The sequence below is a fragment of the Acinetobacter sp. SH024 genome, from assembly GCF_000163635.1.
Classification (GTDB): domain Bacteria; phylum Pseudomonadota; class Gammaproteobacteria; order Pseudomonadales; family Moraxellaceae; genus Acinetobacter; species Acinetobacter pittii.
The window spans coordinates 1,426,023-1,447,123 of sequence record NZ_GG753600.1 but is presented as its reverse complement, the minus strand read 5'-3'; the positions used below and the strand labels follow the sequence as shown (position 1 = coordinate 1,447,123).

20 protein-coding genes, 1 rRNA gene and 2 pseudogenes are annotated in these 21,101 nt (G+C 37.4%); 20 read left to right on the top strand and 3 right to left on the bottom strand.

Annotation, left to right across the window (positions count from 1 at the left end):
* Window positions 1-105: 105 nt before the first annotated feature.
* The 8 genes from rrf (at window position 106) to hisC (ending at window position 7,449) form a co-directional block, all read left to right on the top strand.
* A 5S ribosomal RNA gene (gene rrf, locus HMPREF0013_RS12660) occupies window positions 106-220 on the top strand.
* A 387-nt stretch (window positions 221-607) separates the two neighbouring features.
* Window positions 608-2,056 (top strand): RNA polymerase factor sigma-54, encoded by a 1,449-nt coding sequence (locus HMPREF0013_RS12655; protein ID WP_005803387.1) that lies wholly within the window; start codon window positions 608-610, stop codon window positions 2,054-2,056.
* A 167-nt stretch (window positions 2,057-2,223) separates the two neighbouring features.
* Window positions 2,224-2,562 carry a ribosome hibernation-promoting factor, HPF/YfiA family gene (hpf, locus tag HMPREF0013_RS12650; RefSeq protein WP_002115387.1) on the top strand — a complete coding sequence of 113 codons (339 nt, stop codon included), beginning with the start codon at window positions 2,224-2,226 and terminating at the stop codon, window positions 2,560-2,562.
* 138 nt (window positions 2,563-2,700) lie between these two features.
* On the top strand, window positions 2,701-2,952 hold the full coding sequence (gene ibaG, locus HMPREF0013_RS12645) for a BolA family iron metabolism protein IbaG (RefSeq protein WP_002115399.1): 252 nt from the start codon (window positions 2,701-2,703) through the stop codon (window positions 2,950-2,952).
* 6 nt (window positions 2,953-2,958) lie between these two features.
* Window positions 2,959-4,215, top strand: a complete 1,257-nt coding sequence (gene murA, locus HMPREF0013_RS12640) for a UDP-N-acetylglucosamine 1-carboxyvinyltransferase (protein ID WP_002115380.1) — start codon at window positions 2,959-2,961, stop codon at window positions 4,213-4,215.
* Complete coding sequence (gene hisG, locus HMPREF0013_RS12635; protein ID WP_005071248.1) at window positions 4,215-4,898, top strand: ATP phosphoribosyltransferase; 684 nt, start codon at window positions 4,215-4,217, stop codon at window positions 4,896-4,898. Before murA ends, hisG begins: the two co-directional genes overlap by 1 nt.
* 106 nt (window positions 4,899-5,004) lie before the next feature.
* A complete protein-coding gene (hisD, locus tag HMPREF0013_RS12630) occupies window positions 5,005-6,294 on the top strand; it encodes a histidinol dehydrogenase (RefSeq protein ID WP_019767958.1) in 1,290 nt (429 codons plus the stop codon).
* A 69-nt stretch (window positions 6,295-6,363) separates the two neighbouring features.
* A complete protein-coding gene (gene hisC / locus HMPREF0013_RS12625; protein WP_005803381.1) occupies window positions 6,364-7,449 on the top strand; it encodes a histidinol-phosphate transaminase in 1,086 nt (361 codons plus the stop codon).
* Between the two features lie 3 nt (window positions 7,450-7,452).
* On the opposite strand, the gene HMPREF0013_RS12620 is transcribed toward hisC, so the two are convergent.
* Complete coding sequence (locus HMPREF0013_RS12620; RefSeq protein WP_005803379.1) at window positions 7,453-8,805, bottom strand: anthranilate synthase component I family protein; 1,353 nt, start codon at window positions 8,803-8,805, stop codon at window positions 7,453-7,455.
* 355 nt (window positions 8,806-9,160) lie between these two features.
* On the opposite strand from HMPREF0013_RS12620, the gene HMPREF0013_RS12615 reads away from it, so the two are divergent.
* From HMPREF0013_RS12615 to HMPREF0013_RS12595, 6 genes and pseudogenes are all read left to right on the top strand, one after another.
* The gene (locus HMPREF0013_RS12615; RefSeq protein ID WP_005071240.1) at window positions 9,161-10,036 is read left to right on the top strand and encodes a DUF6160 family protein; all 876 of its coding nucleotides are present in this window, start codon (window positions 9,161-9,163) and stop codon (window positions 10,034-10,036) included.
* 301 nt (window positions 10,037-10,337) lie between these two features.
* A complete protein-coding gene (locus HMPREF0013_RS12610; protein WP_002115878.1) occupies window positions 10,338-11,171 on the top strand; it encodes a C39 family peptidase in 834 nt (277 codons plus the stop codon).
* 45 nt (window positions 11,172-11,216) lie between these two features.
* Window positions 11,217-12,386 (top strand): transporter, encoded by a 1,170-nt coding sequence (locus HMPREF0013_RS12605; protein ID WP_044118984.1) that lies wholly within the window; start codon window positions 11,217-11,219, stop codon window positions 12,384-12,386.
* An 18-nt stretch (window positions 12,387-12,404) separates the two neighbouring features.
* Window positions 12,405-12,668: pseudogene (locus HMPREF0013_RS12600) on the top strand (long-chain fatty acid ABC transporter); the annotation flags it as partial.
* Window positions 12,669-12,671: 3 nt separating this feature from the next.
* Window positions 12,672-12,839, top strand: a pseudogene (locus HMPREF0013_RS24520) (protein FilE); the annotation flags it as partial.
* A gap of 18 nt (window positions 12,840-12,857) precedes the next feature.
* Complete coding sequence (locus tag HMPREF0013_RS12595) at window positions 12,858-14,786, top strand: hypothetical protein (protein ID WP_005803371.1); 1,929 nt, start codon at window positions 12,858-12,860, stop codon at window positions 14,784-14,786.
* Window positions 14,787-14,844: 58 nt separating this feature from the next.
* Here the strand turns inward: HMPREF0013_RS12595 and HMPREF0013_RS12590 are convergent, their stop codons facing one another.
* A complete protein-coding gene (locus HMPREF0013_RS12590) occupies window positions 14,845-15,393 on the bottom strand; it encodes an NUDIX hydrolase (RefSeq protein ID WP_019767955.1) in 549 nt (182 codons plus the stop codon).
* A gap of 114 nt (window positions 15,394-15,507) precedes the next feature.
* On the opposite strand from HMPREF0013_RS12590, the gene HMPREF0013_RS12585 reads away from it, so the two are divergent.
* The 6 genes from HMPREF0013_RS12585 to fghA all read left to right on the top strand — a co-directional run bounded on the left by HMPREF0013_RS12585 (window position 15,508) and on the right by fghA (window position 20,690).
* Entirely contained in the window at window positions 15,508-16,134 is a 627-nt protein-coding gene (locus tag HMPREF0013_RS12585) for a CoA pyrophosphatase (RefSeq protein ID WP_014208431.1), read from the top strand.
* Window positions 16,135-16,156: 22 nt separating this feature from the next.
* The gene (locus HMPREF0013_RS12580) at window positions 16,157-16,684 is read left to right on the top strand and encodes a gamma carbonic anhydrase family protein (RefSeq protein WP_078210186.1); all 528 of its coding nucleotides are present in this window, start codon (window positions 16,157-16,159) and stop codon (window positions 16,682-16,684) included.
* Window positions 16,685-16,819: 135 nt separating this feature from the next.
* Window positions 16,820-17,485 carry a tRNA (adenosine(37)-N6)-threonylcarbamoyltransferase complex dimerization subunit type 1 TsaB gene (tsaB, locus tag HMPREF0013_RS12575; protein ID WP_005803365.1) on the top strand — a complete coding sequence of 222 codons (666 nt, stop codon included), beginning with the start codon at window positions 16,820-16,822 and terminating at the stop codon, window positions 17,483-17,485.
* An 11-nt stretch (window positions 17,486-17,496) separates the two neighbouring features.
* Complete coding sequence (locus HMPREF0013_RS12570; RefSeq protein WP_005803363.1) at window positions 17,497-18,288, top strand: class I SAM-dependent methyltransferase; 792 nt, start codon at window positions 17,497-17,499, stop codon at window positions 18,286-18,288.
* 136 nt (window positions 18,289-18,424) lie between these two features.
* Entirely contained in the window at window positions 18,425-19,876 is a 1,452-nt protein-coding gene (locus HMPREF0013_RS12565) for a C13 family peptidase (RefSeq protein ID WP_005803362.1), read from the top strand.
* Complete coding sequence (fghA, locus tag HMPREF0013_RS12560) at window positions 19,845-20,690, top strand: S-formylglutathione hydrolase (RefSeq protein ID WP_023187692.1); 846 nt, start codon at window positions 19,845-19,847, stop codon at window positions 20,688-20,690. The genes HMPREF0013_RS12565 and fghA overlap by 32 nt, the downstream gene beginning before the upstream one ends.
* On the opposite strand, the gene HMPREF0013_RS12555 is transcribed toward fghA, so the two are convergent.
* Window positions 20,691-20,963: a DUF2218 domain-containing protein gene (locus HMPREF0013_RS12555; protein ID WP_000843452.1), complete on the bottom strand. Its 273-nt coding sequence runs from the start codon at window positions 20,961-20,963 to the stop codon at window positions 20,691-20,693. It lies immediately after the preceding gene.
* Window positions 20,964-21,101: the final 138 nt, after the last annotated feature.

Genomic DNA, 21,101 nt, shown 5'->3' with positions numbered 1-21,101 from the left:
AAAATGAACAACGAAAAATCAGACCAATCAGCCCATCTGTAAAGATTTGGAAAACGCAACGTATCACACAGTGAATAAAACGAAGCAAGTATCCATACCAGTTGTGCTGGCGACCATAGCAAGAGTGAACCACCTGATCCCTTCCCGAACTCAGAAGTGAAACCTCTTAGCGCTGATGGTAGTGTGGGGTTACCCATGTGAGAGTAAGTCATCGCCAGCTCATTATTCTAAACACCCCCGTTCTAACGAATGGGGGTGTTTTTTTATGTGATAAAAAATATATGTGTGGGGGAATAAATATAAAATAGTAAACTATGATTTGAATCTTTAAATTTAATAGAAAAACTATACAAACGAAGAGTAGTCAATTAGACAAAATTAACAGAGAACTAGCTCCTCTTAATTAACTTTTAATAACAAGATTTCGTGTCTGACTTCATATGAGAACTATGTTTGATAGAATTAATTTAATAAGATTATTTTTATAATTGGAAAAATCTCTTTTTTCTTCTGCAAATTTCAGTTGGATATGTATGACAAATGGAGACTATATGTTATAAATATTAAATAGGCATGATTTTTGCTTGTTTTATGGAAAATGAAATATATGAAATTATCTGTTGGATTGAAAGTAGCGAATTCTCTATCGTTAACACCTCAATTGCAGCAGGCGATTCGTTTGTTACAACTCTCTAGTTTAGAGCTTGAACAGGAAATTCAGATTCAACTAGATAGTAATCCTTTACTTGAAAAAATAGAAGAAGAATCACTAACGGAGAGTCTGGCTGCATTAGAAAATAAAGAATCAGATGACTTAACGACTGAGCTAAATGCAGATCATTTGCCTGATGATTTACCTGTTGATACTGAGTGGGATGATGTGTATACCCATCAATCAACAGCTTTGGCTACTCCAGAATTTGAAGAGCGAGAGGATAATCGCCAAGTTCAATTATCGCTAAAGGAACATATTCTAGAACAAGTTAACCTTTTGCATTTTTCTAAAATAGATCAATTGATTGCTTATTGTATTGTTGATGCATTAGATGATAAGGGATTTTTAGATGCTGAAATTGAAGAAATAATTTTAGCGGCACAACAATTATTGAGTGAAATGGATATTGAGGAAGAGATCGAAGAAGATGAGGTTTTAGTTGTTTTAAAACACATTCAACGACTTGATCCTTTAGGGATTGGTTCGCGTAATTTAGCGGAATGTTTAAAGGTACAGCTCGAATTTCTACCCAAAGATGTTGAATATCTAAACGAGGCAAAAAATCTATTACAGTATTATGAGCTTTTGATAGCCAATGATCTTAACAAATTACTCAAGCAAACTGGTTTAACGAAAGACCAATTAAAATTTGCAATCAATCTTTTAAAAACGTTAAAACCTTATCCTGGTATGGATTTTGATAGGCAAGAATCTGATTATCAAATTCCTGATGTGGTGGTTTCAAAAAAAGATTTACATTGGCAGGTTCAGCTAAACCCAGATGTACTTCCTAAATTAAGAATTAATTCTTTTTACTCTAGTATGATTCGTAGAGCAGATCAGAGTGAGGATAATTTATATTTACGTAATCAAATGCTTGAGGCGAAAAACTTTATCAAAAGTATTGATGAAAGGCATAAAACGTTATTAAAAGTAGCTTCTTGTATTGTAGAGCATCAAAAAGCCTTTTTGGAAATAGGTCCTGAAGCAATGAAGCCGCTAGTTCTTCGAGATGTGGCAGAAGAAGTCGAATTGCATGAATCTACTGTTTCTCGTGTAACTACAAATAAATATATGCTTACGCCTCGTGGTCTATTTGAGTTGAAATATTTTTTCTCTAGCCATGTAGGAACAACAGCAGGGGGAGAGGCATCTTCCACCGCAATTCGGGCAATGATTAAGAAACTAGTCGCCAATGAAAATCCACGTAAGCCTTTGTCAGATAATGTAATTGCTACATTGTTAAAGGATGAGGGAATTGAAGTGGCTCGAAGAACGGTCGCAAAATATCGAGAATCGTTACATATTCCTTCGTCGTCTGAAAGAAAAGTCTTGATCTGAATTTTGAAGTATGGCTATTCTAGAGATTCATTATGACGAAATAATGAAATTTCATTTTCACCAAGAGAGTAACTAAAATGGTTTAATTGTTCTAAGTTTTCTTTTTGATAGCATTAAATCGTTTTAGTTCTTCTTTAGATAACCTAAAAAAGGTGAGGGATAGAATTATGCAAATAACGATTCGTGGACATCATTTAGCAATTACACCAGCTATAGAAGAAAATATTAAATTAAAATTTAATCAGTTAACAAAACACTTAGATCAGGTGAATAGTATGCAGATTAAATTAACAAAAGATCATCAAATTGATAAGCGCTCTCATAAAGGTAGTTCGAACCATGTTGCAGAGGCTATAGTAAGATTGCCAGGAATTGAGTTGTTTGCTCAAGCAACTGCTGATGATATGTATACTTCAATTAAAAAACTAACTGAAAAATTAAAAAAACAATTATTAAAATATCGGAAAATGCAGTGCACTTATTCGCAAGTTGCTGTTTCTATTTAATAAGTTTTATATAATTGAAAGAGGCTTGAAACATAGCCTCTTTTTTATTGATAAAATATAAACACGTACTGAATTCTTTGAAAAAGTTATAGTAAAATACTTCGTTTTACACCTTAGGTTGCGTCAGAGGTCTTTGCAATGAATAGTGAACAGCTCACTCAAATTTTAAAAGAAGCTTTCCCTGAAGCGGAAGTAGCGGTGAGCGGACAGGCCGGAAAATTTGACCTCCGTATTGTGGATGATCAATTTGACGGTAAGCGTACTGTTGCTCGCCAACAATTAGTTTATGCACCATTAAATACTTATATTGCAAGTGGCGAAGTTCATGCGGTAACAATTCGTGCAATGACCAAAGATGAATGGCGTAAAGCAAGCCTTTTCGGAGCTTAAATATTAATGGATAAATTTTTAATTACGGGTGGTGTTAAGCTCGACGGGGAAGTGCGCATTTCTGGTGCTAAAAATGCAGCTTTACCATTACTTGCTGCAACTATTCTTGCAGACTCTCCAATTACGATCACTAATGTTCCAAATCTTAAAGACGTAAATACTTTGGTCAAGTTGATTGGTGGTTTAGGGGTTACAATCGGCTATGAAAATGACACAGTAAAAGCTGATACCTCTACTTTAGATAATCAGTTTGCTCCATATGAACTAGTAAAAACAATGCGTGCCTCAATTTTGGTTTTAGGACCATTATTAGCGCGTTACGGTAATGCGAAAGTTTCTTTACCAGGTGGTTGTGCAATTGGATCACGTCCAGTTGATCAGCATTTAAAAGCCTTAGAGGCTTTAGGTGCACATATTGAAGTTGAAAATGGTTATGTCCATGCTTCAGTTGAAGGTCGTTTAAAAGGCGGCGAAGTTGTTTTTGATATGGTTACCGTTGGTGGTACTGAAAACATCTTGATGGCTGCTGCACTGGCTGATGGTGTTACGACTATTCGTAATGCAGCTCGTGAGCCTGAGATCACTGACCTTGCTCAAATGCTCATTAAAATGGGCGCTAAGATTGAAGGACTTGATACTGATACTCTTGTTGTAACTGGAGTAGAAAGTTTGCATGGCTGTGAATATGCTGTGGTAGCTGATCGTATCGAAACGGGATCTTATTTGGCAGCTGCGGCAATTACGGGCGGTCGTGTCAAAACTACACATACCGACCCTGCATTACTTGAATCTGTTTTGGATAAGTTTGAAGAAATGGGTGCCGAAGTCACTCGTGGTGATGACTGGATCGAACTTGATATGTTAGGCAAACGCCCTAAAGCTGTAAGTTTTAGAACTTTGCCACATCCAGAGTTTCCAACAGATATGCAAGCTCAGCTTATGGCTGTAAATGCTATTGGTCGTGGATTTGCAACTATCTCTGAAACGATTTTTGAAAATCGTTTTATGCATGTTCCTGAATTGTCACGCATGGGTGCTAATATTCAGGTTGAAGGTCATGATGCTGTCGTGACTGGAGTAGAAACTTTACAGGCTGCACCTGTAATGGCAACAGATTTGCGTGCTTCGTTCTCTCTAGTTTTGGCAGCTTTAGTGGCAGAAGGAGATACCTTAATTGACCGTATCTACCATATTGACCGTGGGTATGAGCATGTCGAAGAGAAACTTCAAGGTTTAGGTGCCAAAATTAAGCGAGTAAGTTAATGAATGATGTAAGAAACGATGATCCTAATTTTGATGTGATGGGCAATTTTGATCATGGTTTGACCTTGGCACTCAGTAAAGGACGTATCTTAAAAGAGACGTTACCTTTACTAGCTACAGCGGGTATTAATTTGCTCGAAGATCCGGAAAAGTCCCGCAAACTCATTTTTCCTACTACGCATAAGCAAGTACGTATTTTGATTTTACGTGCATCTGATGTGCCTACCTATGTAGAAAATGGCGCAGCAGATTTAGGTGTAGCAGGCAAAGATGTGTTGATGGAACATGGCGCTCAGCATGTGTATGAGCTACTTGACCTGAAAATCGCTAAGTGTAAATTAATGACTGCTGGCAAAGTGGGAATGGAACGTCCAAAAGGCCGTTTAAAAATTGCCACGAAATACGTCAATCTTACACGTCAGTATTATGCAAGCTTAGGTGAGCAAGTCGATGTGATCAAACTCTATGGTTCTATGGAGTTAGCGCCTTTGGTGGGTTTGGGTGATTACATTGTCGATGTGGTCGACACTGGTAATACGCTAAGAGCGAATGGTCTTGAGCCATTAGAGGAAATTTGCAAAGTTTCTTCACGTTTAATTGTAAATAAAGCTAGTTTTAAACGTAAGCAAACTCTATTAAATCCAATCATTTCACAGCTTGAGCAAGCCGTTCAATCACGTTAAAAGCAATTTCCCATCATGCTTTTGTGATAGTTGCTTCAGATGATGCCCACAAGCGCTTAGAAAAAGAGTAAACTTGGTTTTTCTTTTTCGCCTTGTGGGTAAATTGATGCGACGTTTATCGACTCAAGATCAGAACTTCAAACAGGTTTTTGCTGAGCTTTTAGCATTTGAAACTGTAAATGATCTTAATTTAGTGCAAACAGTAGATCAAATTATTGCTGATGTTCGTCAGCATGGTGATGATCATGTTTTAAAGCTTACTCAACAGTTCGATCGACATCCTGCGCATCAATTTTCAGATTTAGAATTATCTCAACAACAACTTAAAACTGCTTTTGATAATTTAAGCCCAGAAATTCGTGATGCTCTAGAGTTAGCAGCAAAGCGTATTCGTACATTTCATGAAGCTCAGAAACAAGAGAGCTGGACTTATATAGATGATTTAGGTAATACATTAGGACAAAAAGTCACACCTCTAGACCGTGTGGGTATTTACGTACCAGGTGGTTTAGCCTCTTATCCGTCTTCAGTTTTAATGAATGCAGTGCCAGCCCATGTTGCTGGTGTACCTGAAATTATTATGGTTGTTCCTGCACCAAACGGTGAACTAAATCCATTGGTTCTAGCTGCGGCTTACCTTGCAGGAGTGAGTCGAGTATTCACCATTGGGGGAGCTCAAGCTGTAGCAGCGCTTGCTTATGGTACTCAGACTATTCCACCTGTAGATAAAATTACTGGCCCTGGAAATCGTTTTGTGGCGGCTGCCAAACGCGCTGTATTTGGTCAGGTTGGTATTGATATGATTGCTGGACCTTCTGAAATTTTAGTATATGCAGAAGGTGAAAATAATGCAGATTGGTTAGCTATGGATGTTTTATCTCAGGCTGAACATGACACAGTTGCTCAAGCTATTTTCATTACTCCTGATGAAGCTTTGCTTAATGCGGTAGAGTTGGCAATTGAAAAGCATTTAAATGAATTGCCAAAGGCAGACATTGCGAGAACTTCGATTGAAAACCGTGGTGCTTTGGTATTAGTAAAGGACCGTGCAGAAGCAATTGATTTGATTAATCAAGTTGCACCAGAACATTTGGAACTTTGCTTAGATGATGCCGAGGCTATGAGTGAAGATATTCGCCATGCTGGAGCAATTTTCATGGGGCGCTATACACCTGAAGCAATTGGTGACTATTGTGCAGGTCCAAACCATGTATTACCGACCTCTGGAACTGCTCGTTTTTCTTCTCCATTAGGTGTTTATGATTTCCAAAAACGTTCGAGCTTAATTATGTGTTCGAAAGATGGAGTCAAATTGTTAGCCAAAACAGCCGACATATTAGCTGTCCAAGAGAACTTAGATGCCCATGCACGCTCAGCTCGCTATCGTTATCAATAAGCTTATAAACCTTGTAGTTTTTTAATTATTACTCAGGGCTGGTTTTCAGCCCTTTTTTGAGATAAGACCATGACTTTATCTACAGCACAAATGCGCTTTTGGAGTCCAGAAGTTCGTGAGTTAGAGCCGTATGTTCCTGGTGAACAGCCTAAAATTCAGAATTTATTGAAGCTCAATACAAATGAAAATCCATATCCGCCATCACCAAAAGTAGTTGAAGCAGTTCAAGCTGTTTTAACTCATCAGGCTGATGCATTGCGTTTATATCCAGACCCAGATGCTACGGCATTAAAACATGCGATTGCTAAGCAACAGAATATTGAAGTTTCACAAGTTTTTGTTGGTAATGGCTCAGATGAAGTACTTGCTCATATTTTTAAAGCATTTTTTCTTCAAGATGAACCAATTCTTTATCCAGATATCACTTATAGCTTTTATCCAGTTTATAGTCAGTTTTTTGGTACAAAGACTAAAGAAATCCCACTCAATGATAATTTTAAGATAGAAGTTAAAGATTATGTGCAACCAAATGGTGGGGTTATTATTACAAACCCTAATGCTCCAACAAGTATTGCACTAGGCTTAGCAGAAATCGAACAAATTTTAAAAGCTAATCCAGATCGAGTGGTTGTCATTGATGAGGCTTATGTTGACTTTGGTGCAGAATCAGCTGTGAGTTTAGTAAATCGCTATGAGAATCTGGTTGTGTGTCAAACAACTTCAAAATCTCGTTCTCTTGCGGGTTTACGCGTTGGCTTCGCGATTGCTCAGTCTCATTTAATTGCTGCACTTGAAGCTGTCAAAAATAGTTTTAATTCATATCCTATTGACCGTTTTGCAATTGCAGCAGCGGTAGCCTCTTTTGAAGATCAAACTTATTTTGAAGAACAATGTCAAAAAGTTATTTCTAGTCGTGAAAAGCTAGTAGATGAATTAACTACTTTGGGCTTTAAAGTTTTACCTTCTAAAGCAAACTTTATTTTTGCTTCACATCCATTGCATGATGCAGGTCAGCTTGCACAGCAATTACGTGAGCAGGGCATTATTGTGCGCTATTTCAATAAGCCTCGTATTAATCAATTCTTGCGAATAACTGTAGGAACTGATGAGCAAAATGAGCGTTTAGTACAAACATTAAAACAAGATATTCTGTAAATTTTACTCTGCTGTGTTGTTCATTAGGTTCAGCATAGCAGAGACTTTATCAAGACTCTCTTGATATTCTGCTTCAGCATTTGATGCAATTGTAATACCACCGCCAGCCCATAAAGAAAGCTGATTCTGATATTGTTGAAAACTACGGATAAGAATATTCCAGCGGCCTGTACCATCAAAATTGAAATAGCCTAATGTGCCGCAATATGCACCTCTTGCTGCTTCCTCTAACTCTTCAATGATCTGCATTGCCCGAATTTTCGGAGCACCTGTGATTGATCCTCCAGGTAAGGCAGAGAGAAGCATTTCCATAGGATTGACGTCATCTTTAAGGGTCGCAACGATTTCGCTTACCATGTGATGTACTTGATTGAAACTTTCAATCTCAAATAGTTTTGTTGTTTTTACAGATCCTGTATTGGCATAAATGCTCAAATCATTACGTAATAAATCAACAATCATGACATTCTCTGCCTGATCTTTTTGAGAGTTTTTTAAGGTTTGTTTTGAAATAAAATCTTTTTCTACATTTTTATAGCGAGGCATTGTTCCTTTAATGGGTCTTGTCTTAATTTGTTTATTTTGATTGAATTCAATAAAAAGCTCGGGGGAACAACTTAATAATTCAAAATTATCTAACTTTAAATAGCCTGCATATGGTGCATTAGTAAGATTCCATAAATCTGCTGCTTTATTTAATAAAGATCCTTTGAAATCAGCTTTAAATTCTTGGGTTAAATTAATTTGATAGCAATCACCAGCTTTAATATATTCTTGTATTTTATTAAAAGCATCAAAATATTGTTTTTTAGACCATCTTGGCTGAATAGTAGTTTTTAATTCAAATATATTTTTAGAATGATTAGAAATAGAATTCTCTATTCTATTTTCAATATATGAGAATAGCTCAAGTGCATCTGATTCATCACTAAAAAAATACCAATCATTATCTATATATTTTAAAAAAGAGCGATATTGTCCTAAGAATAAAGAGGGCTGTATGTGGTTTCGTATGTCAATAAACTGATGAGCAGAAAAATCATAACTGATAAAACCAATATAACCTCCTGTAAAACTTGTCGTAGATTTAATATTTCCTTGTGAATTATTCTCTTTAAATTGGGTAAAGTCTATTAAGTGATTTAATTTTGATATATTTCTATATTCATTAAAATTTTGATGATGAAACTCTAAATAACTTTCATCTTGAAAAAGAATATATTTTTGAGGAAGAAATCCAATAATTGGATTGTTATTGTCATTTAAATAAATAAGCCCAGTTAACCCGTGTAACTTTTTTAAAATATCGGCAGCACTTTTACCATGTAAAGAGATTTTTTTCTTTAACTGAGACATTTTTAAATAAGGTAGTGGTTAATGAGAGAACATAGTTTACTACAAGTCATAGTTCATCAGGAGGAAGAGTTTTAATTGGAAAGCTTTTTGCTGATAAAACAAGCACAATTACAGCTTAAGATTTTATATGTTTATGATCATTTATGAAGTAAAACCTAAGGTGTACCGTTTGTCGGGTAATTGGCAAAAAATGCACAACACTAGTTGAACAAAAAGTAACGTAGATGTAATTTAGTAATTGCTAAGCAAAACTACTCAAGGATTGGAAGTTTCGGTTGCCATATAAAGAAAAATGCGACTTGAGACAATGAGAGTGGTTAAAGTCAAAAAATAAATGCTCTTGGGAGAGTGCTCAATGAAAATGTTCACTAAACTTGCTTTAGTTTCTTCTTTAGCTATCAGCGCAAATGCAATGGCAATGCAGTCAATGGACGATGCTGCGCTTAGTGCTGCTACTGGTCAAGATGGTATTAATATCGGTATCGCTTTGGGTGCTGGCGGTATTTCCATCGATAAATTATATATTCACGATAACGATGGTTTAGACCCAACTACAGGTATTGTGGGTGCTACAGCAACTGCAGGTGCAATCACAATTACGGGTACAGATGCAACTCAAGGTAAAGCGATAACTCTTACGCAGGTAGATACAACACAGAATTTATTAGATCTTAAAATTGATAGCGTTGGTGCATCTGCTACAAATGGCGCGTTTTTAAACGTTGCTGCAAATGTAGGTGCAGTTAATGTAAAAGTTGGTTCTATTGGTGTTGGTAGTTCTGGTACTTTAAATGAAACTACTGCTGTACGTGGTATTACAGAAGCAGCTCCAACTGAAATTCTTTCTGGTTTAGATTTATCTTTAGGCGCTATTTCAGCTAATGTTCAATTAGGTGCTACACCACAAGGTGCAATGATTAAAGTAAATTCAAGTTTGCAAGGTGGTTTAACTTTATCTAACCTAGGTATTAATGATGCTGCTGGCGGTGGTAAAATTGTCCTTGATAAAGTTATGGTCCGTGGTGCTGGTAATACAACTGGTAACTTAGATGTGAATGCTGACATTTCTGTTGTGCCGACTGGATTGAAGATTCAAAATAATAGTACTCAAGGCATGAACGTCTATGCACAGGGTATTCGTTTAGGTTCAAATACTGCTGCTTCAATTGGTGATGTTGAAATCCAAGGTATTAATGTAGGTACTTCTACAATTACAATTTCTGGCCACTAATTTAAAAGTTTTAATAAAAAAAGCGCGTTTAATACGCGCTTTTTTAATTTATTAACTCATCTAGTTTTGTTATATAAAAATATATTTTAATTGATAAAAATAAGCCGTTAAATTAAGAATCAATTTAAATTAACTATAAAAGTCTCTTTATTTTTATAAAACTAAACGTTCATCAAAAAAAAGTAAAAAAAGGCTGTTTTTTTCAAAAAAAAAGGTATCTTCAACACACAGGGATGTAGATCTATTGCTCTAAGAATAAAATGAATAAGGCCAGTTAGGCCACCATTTAGAACAAGTGCTTATGTTAGAGATTGCTTTGGGCTCAGCATTGATATATTACTTTGCGACAGAAGCCTTCGAAATAGAAAAAAAGCCACCGGGAACTGTTTATTATACAGAGACTGCCGATTCACGTAATTTATCATTTCGCCGAAATCATATTGAGCCAGTAACGATTAAGCCTGCGATAGAAGATCAATTTCGCGGTATTGTTCGACAAGCATATGACTATAGCTGTGGTTCAGCTGCACTTACAACTTTGTTGAATGGTTATGTGGGTACAAGCTTAACTGAACAACAAACAATGAGTGGTTTACTTCAGTATGGTGAGTATCAACGAATTATTGAACGCCGTAGCTTTTCACTACTTGATATGAAGCGTTTCGTAACTGCTATTGGTTTGGATAGTGGCGGTTATCGAGGGGAGTTTTCGGATTTAGTTAAATTAGGTCAACCTGCGATTGTTCCTATTTCATATGCTGGTTTTAAACATTTTGTCGTATATAAAGCTTATAAAGATGGACGAGTCTATGTAGCTGATCCTGCTTTAGGCAATATCAGCTTTGATGAAAATCGTTTTAAAGAGGTTTGGGATAATAATACGTTATTTGTTATTTCTGTGCCTGAATCACAGCGTAAAGACTTATTAACATTGAAAGATGCTGATATGCGTCATGTGGAAGATGCAACTGTTAACCGTTATGCCTTTGTGGATGTGCAATATCCAACGTTTAATTATGATCGTTTAGCAAATAAAGCCTCAACAATGCGAAGGGTTCTGGATAATGATAGTCACTCTTCCAATCATAATCAGCCGATAGAAACTTATATGCGTCTTTATTACAAACGTAAGTAATGAAAATTTGATTTAGTAAAATAAATAAATTGGGTGGGAAGAAATATGAATAATCGATGGATGAAGATGAGTGTATTGGTATTAAGCATGAGTGCTATTACAGGTACACTTTATGCAGATGATCAAGTTGCACAAGCAGATGTACAAAATAGTACAGCTGTTTCTGAAGCGACCACGGTATCAGATGTAACGCCAACATCAAATTCAGTGCAAGAAGATGCATTAGCTCCGACTAATGGATCTACCACTACTGAATCTGAACCTACATCAGCTAATCCAGAAGCAAATCAAGCCGCGACTGCTTTACAGAAAAAAGAAGGAGATGCGAGCCAAGAGACCAATTTACAAGAAGTTTTTACCTCGAATGAACGACAATATTCATTAATTAAAAAAGGCGAAATTTCAACATATTATGATCTCGATTATACCTATTACCGCGATAGTATTTTAGATTTAGCATTAGGAGATGATAATTCTAGTATTAGTCGATTGAGTATTAGGGAAGATGCTCAGCATACATTGACCAACAGTTTTACAGCTCAATATGGTGTTTTAGATAATTTAACACTTTCAGCGACTGTACCTCTTGTTGCTAAATCTGATATTGCTAGTGATTCAGATACTGCAGGGTTAGGGGATATTTCATTAGGTGCACGTTGGGAACCTTTCCCATTGAAACAAGGACGCTTACCTTTAGTTTTGTTTGGTAGCGTTTCTACTAAAACTGGCGATAGTCCATATGAAGTTGCTCAAAATGAACTTTCAACTGGTAAAGGTTATTACTCTGTAGGTTTAGGAGCAAGTACTCGTAAATATATCGATCCGGTGGTTTTATTTGCTTCAGCATCTGCCAATTATGGTTTTAAAAAGACTGGTTTAAATCAGGTACGTGGTAATCGTATTTTAGAATCTTTTGATCCTGGAATCAGTGGAGGATTCTCTTTCGGTTTTGCCTATTCCTTTAACTATGATGTGTCCTTAACCATGTCTTACCAACAAAGCTTTAACTTAAATTCAGAGTTTCAGTTTGCAAATGGTGAATCATATCAGTCACCAGATCAGAGTAGTGCGGTGATGGCTTTTGCTTTGGGGGTACGTGTTTCACCTGATACGATTGTTAACGGTACAGTTGGCTTTGGTTTAACAGAGGATGCACCAGATGTTTCACTTGGTTTGTCATTCCCGCTAGATATCTTAGGTTTGCGCAAAAAATAAAAATAAGGAGATAGGCAGGTGAAATATCCTAAATTATGTCCTTTAACAATGGCAATTGTGATCTCTGGTTTTTCTAGCTTTGCCAATGCTCAATTAGGACAAAACCTAGCTGTTGATATTCGTTCATTATCGATGGGGAATGCTGTAACAGCAGATCCACCAGGTATTAGTGCTGTTCATTTTAACCCTGCAGCGTTAGCCAAGATTGATGGGCTACAAACTGATGTACAGGGTATTCTTGCTAATTTTGATATCCAACGCGAGTTTTCAGCCCCCCCTGGCTAGAGTAAATCGTATCCTTCTACTCTATTACAACACGCATCAATCCAAGGTGTTTTAAAATTACCACCCTTAGCACATTACATGATGTTGACGCCATTATCCTCTGCCGTAGATGTGGCAGAAAATGAGTTAACGAATCAGGGACAAATTCAAATTTCAGTATTACGTTAAAAATAAGTAGGATATCTAATGAATAAAAAAGTTTTATGGCCTTTTGCACTTACCACATTGGCACTGATGCTAAACGGTTGTGGTGGTGGTAGTTCCACAATAAATGAGAATCCTACAAATGGATCAGGAGGAGCTACTGCTAATGGAAGTTGTTCCGTAACAAACAGTGATTGTCTACAATTCTCTTTAGATTACCCAATAGCGGGTATTAATTTTACCTGTAGTAGTGCAGCGAATCTAAGTTTTGTTACTAAGGCTTCTGGAAATAGTGTTATCGGATCTTGTAAAGCAGGCGATACTGCTAGTTTTTATTTGCAAGATACCAAAGCTACAAGAAAAATTGAACTAGGCTCTGTTAAGTTAGACACTGTTTCAAAAATTCAGATGACTGTTCCGCCACGTTTGAAAGTCATGGATATGGCGATTGGATTAACTGGGCAAACACCAACCTCACTTAACCAGAATGATCCTACAGTGCGGGTTGCAATGGCATTGGTAAAACTTTTTCAAAGCGTTGGCTTAGAGAGGGGAGATCATGTTGCTGGTGATTTGCAGCCAACCCAATTTACCGATGAGAAGAAAAATACTTTAAATATTTTAGTTCAAAATATTACAGCTACAGAATGGAAAAATGGTGCTTATGCCAATATTTTGAAACCATGGTTAGATGTAAGTCCAGTATCAGATACGCAAGCTTTTGAATTGGTAACGCAGTTGGCACACTTAAGTTTAGTAGGGTTATATCAATCAGATTATATTACTTTGGCTGAGCCTAATTTAATATCTGAAAATTTTTATGGATGTAATTTAACTAATTTAGCAGATTGCCCAAAAAATAGCGCTAATACCCAACATATGTTTGGTAATTTATTCTTACTATCTGATCGTCGGGGATATACATTTGGTTATGGTTTACAATGGAAAGGAACGAGTACAATTACAAGCCAGTTAGCAATTAGTGCAGTATTAAATGTCTTGACGAAATCTAAGCCAACTCAAATGGTTGCAGACTCGCAAACTACTTGGCTTGATCCAATACAGACAGAAATTAAATCAACACAACCATTCCGTTTAAAAACTTCTAGCAATACAAATGAAGATTTAGTGATTTATCAAGGCAAATTATTGAATGATTCACTTATTGCAGGACGTGATAGTTCATATTTCGGGTTAACAAATACTAAAACTCCTAATCCTCAGCAGTATGCTTTATGGAAACAGAGTGTTGATAACCAAAATTATAATGGTTCTATGGATATTTATAAGGTAAGCCCTGCGAGCTATCTGTCTAATCAGATCTTTAAAACAGCTAATAATGTCAAATCTGGTCAAACTTATATTTTCCCATTATATGCAACTCTAAACTTTAAATTTGATACAGCAGGAATTGCCCCTATTGATTTGGGTATTGTAGTTGATGAAAATGGAGACATTAGAACAGATATTAAACCTAATGCTACTGCAACAGACATGTCTGGTCAGTGTGGAGTGGTTTCGAATACGAGTTTAATTGATAACAATGGCGTTCAGCAGTACAGAATTGGCACAACTGGAGGAACAGAGTCGGCCACCAATGATAAGTCAATTACAGTAAGAATGATTTTTGGGGTGCCTCAATTAGGGAAGTTAAATGGCATTGTGGTAGGCCTAAATTCAAATGTAGTTCAAAGTACTTCTCAAACTGGTAGCCAAACTTTACTTGTAAGTGGCGCAAAAATTAACGTTGCTAATCTATTACAAGGGCAGACCAGTGGTGCGAATCTTACTACCTATGATAACAAAACAGTTTCATGGTTAAATCCGTACGCTTTCTATCAACAAGTTTATAATAATATTAAAGATATTTCACCTGCTCCGACTGAGACTGAAAAAGCTTTAGGTCAACGTATGACTGGAACTGTGACACTTAGAACAGCTGATTGTTATCAGATTAAGACTAAATCTTAAAAAAATAAAAGACATATAAAAAAGACCGCGAAAGCGGTCTTTTTTATTATCTAATTGATTAACCTGTATGGTCTAAACGAGTACCCAAAGTTTCAAGATGTGTTGGAAAAACTTGTTTATTACGATCTTCAAAATAATGTCTTAATGTATGTTCGACACTAGGAAAGGCCAGTTCTCCCCATGGAATTTCATGCTCTTCAAACAGACGACTTTCGATGCTTTCTTCACCAGCACCAAAAATGCCATCTTTCAGCTGTGCTTTGAAAAGAACATAAATTTGACCAATACGCGGAATATTGTACATACAATAAAGTTGTTCTATTTCTATCTCGGCTTCTGCTTCTTCACGAGTTTCACGTGCTGCACCTTGTTCCATGGTTTCGTACAATTCCATATAACCAGCAGGTAATGTCCATAAGCCATAACGAGGTTCAATCGCACGACGACAAAGTAATACTTTGTCTTCCCATAACGCTAAGGCACCGCAGATTACTTTGGGGTTTTCATAATGAATATTTCCACAATGAGTACAAACACGGCGTACTTTATGATCACCTAAAGGAATTTTTTGTTCGGTTTTATGCCCACACGCTACACAGAAACTCATAATTATCATCGAGTATAGAGATGACCCAGCATAACTGAATTTTTAGACTTACGCATCAACTCTATTCCCTAACTTTGATTTTCAGATATGATGCAAAGAGAGACAGAATAATAGGTGAATGGTATGGAAGAGCACTTGCTAACACAAAAGTTACAGCAAAGATTGCGCTTTTCCACCCGCATACAAGAAGCACAAGCTGCAGTACTCATTGCCATTACGAATGAGAATGATCCTAAGGTACTGCTTACACGCCGTTCAATACATATGAACAACCATGCGGGGGAAGTCTCTTTTCCTGGGGGAAAGCGTGATCCTAGTGATACCAGTAATATTGTTGTTGCATTAAGAGAAGCTCAAGAAGAGACAGCTTTAAATCCGTTTGATGTACAGTTGTTAGGTGATTTGCCGATGCAGCGAGCAAGAAGCGGTTTGTCTGTAAAACCGATCGTTGGGCTTATTCCTCCTGAGGTCACTTTAATACCTCAGCCTACCGAAATTGATCGAATTTTCTTTGTCCCGTTACAGCAACTGATCGAGACGCGTCCGACACCCTATGAAGTTCGATATGCTCATCAGTCTTTATATTTCCCAAGCTTACAGATTGATAATGAAATTATTTGGGGGTTAACTGCTCGTATGTTAGTTGCTCTGTTTAAATATGGACTAGGTTATCAAAAAGATTGGCCATTTTTACTTAACTCACCAACCTTTGGAATGCCAAAGTTTTCTCATAAAAAATAAAGATCAGGATTGATAAATTATGATGTATAGCTATCAAGGACAGCACCCAAAAGCATTACATGAGCCATGGGATGGTTGGGTTGCTCCAACTGCAACGCTAATTGGACAAGTAGAGTTAGGGCGTCAAGTCAGCATTTGGTTTGGTGCAGTAGTTCGTGCTGATAACTGTGTCGTTCGGATTGGTGATTTCTCTAATATTCAAGAAAATTCTGTCTTACATACCGATGCTGGACTTGAGTTAAATATTGGTGAATATGTCACAGTCGGTCATAAAGTCATGCTGCATGGTTGTACGATTGGTGATAATAGTTTGATTGGTATGAACGCCGTAATTTTAAATCGGGCGGTGATTGGTAAAAATTGTATTATCGGTGCTAATGCTTTAATTCCTGAAGGGAAGGTGATTCCAGATAATTCAGTGGTGATGGGTTCACCAGGCAAAATTGTCAAAACTTTAGATGAAGATGGGGCAGCGAAAATACGCTTGAGTGCATTACATTATGCTGAACACTTTAAGAGCTATGCAGATTTAAAAGAGTTTCACTTTTAAAATCTTTTAATAAGTTATTTTCTATGCCAAGCACAAGCTTGGCATTTTTATTTAGAGATAGAACAACTCGCCTATCAGAGCCGAGTGGGGTATCATAACCTTCGTTTTTAATCTGATTTAATACTAAGGTTGTGCATGAAATTGCTGGCGTTGGAAACTGCAAATGAGCAGTGTTCTATTTCATTAGTCGATGAAACCCAAGAACTGTTTTTTCAACTCGATACGCGGGCGAAAGCACAAACACAGACTATTTTGCCCATGATTGAGCAGGGGCTACAACAAACAGGTCTTGAAGTTGCTGGTTTAGATGCGATTGCCTTTAGCCGTGGGCCAGGTTCTTTTAGTGGTGTTCGAATTAATGCTGCTGTTGCCCAGGCTTTAGCTTGGTCACAAGATTTACCAGTAATTCCCGTTTCTACATTGCAAGCTTTAGCACAAGCTGCTTACCGACTTGAAGGTTTGGAACAAGTGACTGCGGTGCTTGATGCGCGTATGAACGAAGTTTACATTGCAAGTTTTGTTCTAGATGAACAAGGAATTATGCAGTGTATTGATGAAGAAAAATTAATGAGCTATGAGCCAGCAGCAGCTTATGCAAAACATTGCTTAATTGGTTCGGGCACAAAGTTACTTCAAGCTGATGCAGAGCATCAAACAATCACTGCAACTGCACAGGATATTGCTTCTATTGCACGTGTCTATGCTGCACAAAAGCAATGGGTGAATGCCGAGCATGCTTTGCCAGTTTATTTACGTGATGATGCGTGGAAAAAGATAGCGCATCAGGGTAAAGCAAAGTAAAGGCAGTACTCATGCATATATATTTTGAAGAAGATTTTCAAGAACAAGCACAGCACTACCAAGCTGTGCTTTGTTCTAGAGGTGTGACTGTCGATTTACAGCCAATTGAAAGGCTGAATGCACGGTTTTTACGCTTCAATCCTGAAATTGCCCTTTGTGTAGATGAAAACGGACTTTGGTTATCTGCTAATGGCATGAAAATGCAACCCGACTGGAAAGCTGAAATTCCACGTTTAAAACGTGCAAGTCTTAAATCGGAAATGATTGCCCGTGCTTGTCAGTTAGGTGAAAAGCCAGTACTGGTTGATGCAACAGCGGGTTTAGGCCATGACAGCTTACTTATGGCTTATCTAGGTGCCCAAATCCAGCTTGTTGAGCGCCATCCGATTTTATTTACTTTACTTGAAGATTCAAAAGCTCTGGCGGAACGTGATCCATTTTTAAGTCAATTTATGGAACGTATTCAACTGATCTTTGCTGACTCTGGAAGCTATTTACAGCAATTACATCAAGAAGCAAAAACGGTTGATGTAGTCTACCTTGACCCGATGTTCCCACAGCGCGACCATAATCAACAAGCAATTAAAAAACAAGCTCAAGTCAAAAAACAAATGCAGCTTTTACATCTTCTTTTACCTGAAGATGGTGAGATGGATTTGGGGGATAATTTGCTAGTTTTGGCACAGAGAGTTGCTAAACGTGTAGTCGTTAAGCGACCACGCCATGCTATTTTCTTGGCAAATCAAGAGCCAGCTCATCAATGGCAAGGGGATGCTTGTCGTTTTGATGCGTATTTTCAGTAGGCTTATGTAAGGTTAGGTTTTATTGCTTGAATAATGCACAAATATATGTGATATAGTTCAAAAGCATGATTGCTAAAATTCTTAGCAGGCATACACTTAAGATGCCTGTCAAAAACGAAATTTTTGAAAACCTTTTATGATTGATCTTAAACCCTCCATTAACTTTTGGCATGATTTTAAAAGCAACCAAATTGCCGGAATGTGGCTGTTTTTGGGGTCAAGACGTTCTTTACAGATTGTACATCCATCTATTCTTCAGCTTATTGTTTGGGGAATTTTAGGAGGATGTACCAACTCTCTTTATAGCTGGCTTGTAGCTGGTCAAATCGGTGATTTTAATTCACAAGGTTTAATTGGTTATGCACTTTGGCCATTCATTGCCTTAATTGTTGGTATTTTTTTATCTCAGCGAACCAACCAACCTCGCTTAATGCTAGTTCCTGCTTTACTTTGGCTGGTTCTAGATACAAATATCTTATTAATTCAATGTTTAATCCAGTATTTGGGGTCTAACGGTTATCTCAACTTTATTCCCGATGCTATTTATAACGGAATTTTACCGAGTTTATTTGTAGCTTTATTCGTGTGGCAAAGTTTAGCCGTAATTTGGGTTTTCTCACGTGAGCTTAAGTGGCCATGGTGGGAACGTGCACTGGTTATGGTTGCGACCATTGCAACGATGGTGGTTTGGCAACTTTCTGTAAAAGATCAACCGATTTGGAAGGTAGAAGATACGGCTCCAACGTTTGCTGAAGATGCTTTTTATGCACAAAGTAAACTATTAAATGATTCTTTAGAGCAAGTTCAATATGGTGAGCTCGCCAAAAGCCATTGGTATTTTTTAGGTGTTGCTGGTGATAGTTATCAAGATGTTTTTAAATCGGAAGTGGTCCGTATTAAAGAACAGTTTGATACACGTTTCGGAACGATTGGACGTTCGATGATGCTGGTTAATAATCCAGATACCCGCACAGATATTCCGATTGCCTCTAAAACCAGTATCGAGTTAGCCCTACGCCGCATGGGCCAGCAAATGAACCGTGATAGTGATGTACTATTTTTATATATGACTTCACACGGTGAACAAAATCACTTCGAAATTGAAAATGCGCCATTAGATTTAGGGCAAGTGGACCCGAAATGGTTGCGAGAAACACTGGACAAATCCGGTATTCGCTGGCGTGTAATTGTGATCTCAGCCTGTTATTCAGGAAGCTTTATTCCTGCTTTACAGTCTCCTGATACCTTAATTATTACCGCATCGGCTGCTGATAAAACTTCTTTTGGATGTAATAACGAAGCTGACTATACCTATTTTGGACGAGCTTTCTTTGATTTGGCTATGCGAGAACAATCGTCGATGAAAGACTCATTTAACACAGCTAAGCAAACAGTAACCAAATGGGAAGTGGCTCAAGGTGTTGAACCTTCAGAGCCTCAGTGGATGATTGGTAAAAATATGGAACTTATGCTACCTCAATTGGAAAAGTATCTATTTCCTCAGCAAAATACAGGTAGTGTAGATATTGCTCAAACAAAAACAGAGGCTAAAAACGATGCAACTCCTGCAAAAAAACCGCTGCTTTGAGGGCGAGCAGCGTATATACCAATTTGAATCTTCTTATTTAAAAGGACCAGCGAAGTTTGGTGTTTATTTACCACCAGCAGCTCTAGAAGGTAAAGCTTGCTCAACTTTGTTTTACTTAGCTGGGTTAACATGTACTGAAGAAACCTTTGCCATTAAAGCACATGCGCAGCATATGGCAGCACAGCTGAGCCTAATATTGATTACCCCAGACACTTCTCCTCGTGGAGACCAAGTCGCAGCAGGGGATCATTGGGATATTGGGCAAGGGGCGGGCTTTTATATTAATGCTACCCAAGCACCATGGTCTGAGCATTATCAAATGGAAAGCTATTTAATTGATGAGTTATATCCACTCATTTTAAAAAGCTTTCCTGTAAACGCTCAACAAGTTGGTATCTTTGGGCACTCAATGGGTGGACACGGCGCACTAACTTTAGCGTTTAAATATCCTGAAAAGTTTAAGTCGGTATCTGCTTTCGCACCGATCTGTGCACCAACTGAATGTGCTTGGGGAGACAAAGCCTTTAGTCATTATTTAGGTGCAGATCGTGATAGCTGGTTGGCTCATGATGCCACAGCTTTAGTATCAAAAAATGGTGCAGTATTTGACGAAATTTTGGTTGATCAGGGATTAGATGACCAATTTTATGAACAACTTCACCCTGAAAAATTTAAGCAAGCATGTTTAAAAGCAGGACAGCCTTTAACTTTAAGACAACATGCTGGCTATGACCATGGTTATTATTTTATTCAAACCTTTATGGATGAGCATTTACAGTTCCATGCAATCCAATTAGAAAAGGTCGCTGGCTAATTAGTGTTGCCATTCCACCTGAAATTCTTGTTGAGCCATACGGTTTAGATGATCAAGCACTACTTTTTCTAAGTGATCGTGGTCATCTAACTGGCTATCAATAGCAACGTTTAACTGCTCTGTTTCTGGTGCAAGCGTAATCGTTGCTGTAGGCATTAAGATTTTAAAATCTTGTTCAGTTTCTTGTACTTCAAACTTGTGCTTCCAATGATTAACTAGACGTTTTGCAATGCGTTTTCCATCGTTTGTTAATAGATGAGTTGTGCTTTTCATTATCAATCCTCACATTGGTTTAATGTACCTTAACAAATTCGTTTCGCCGTTAGCATTCTATTGTTGCAACGTTACGTTGCAAGTTTGAAATGTTGTCATTTAAGCAAGGAAGGGCAGGCCAAGTAGGTTCTTTTTTGT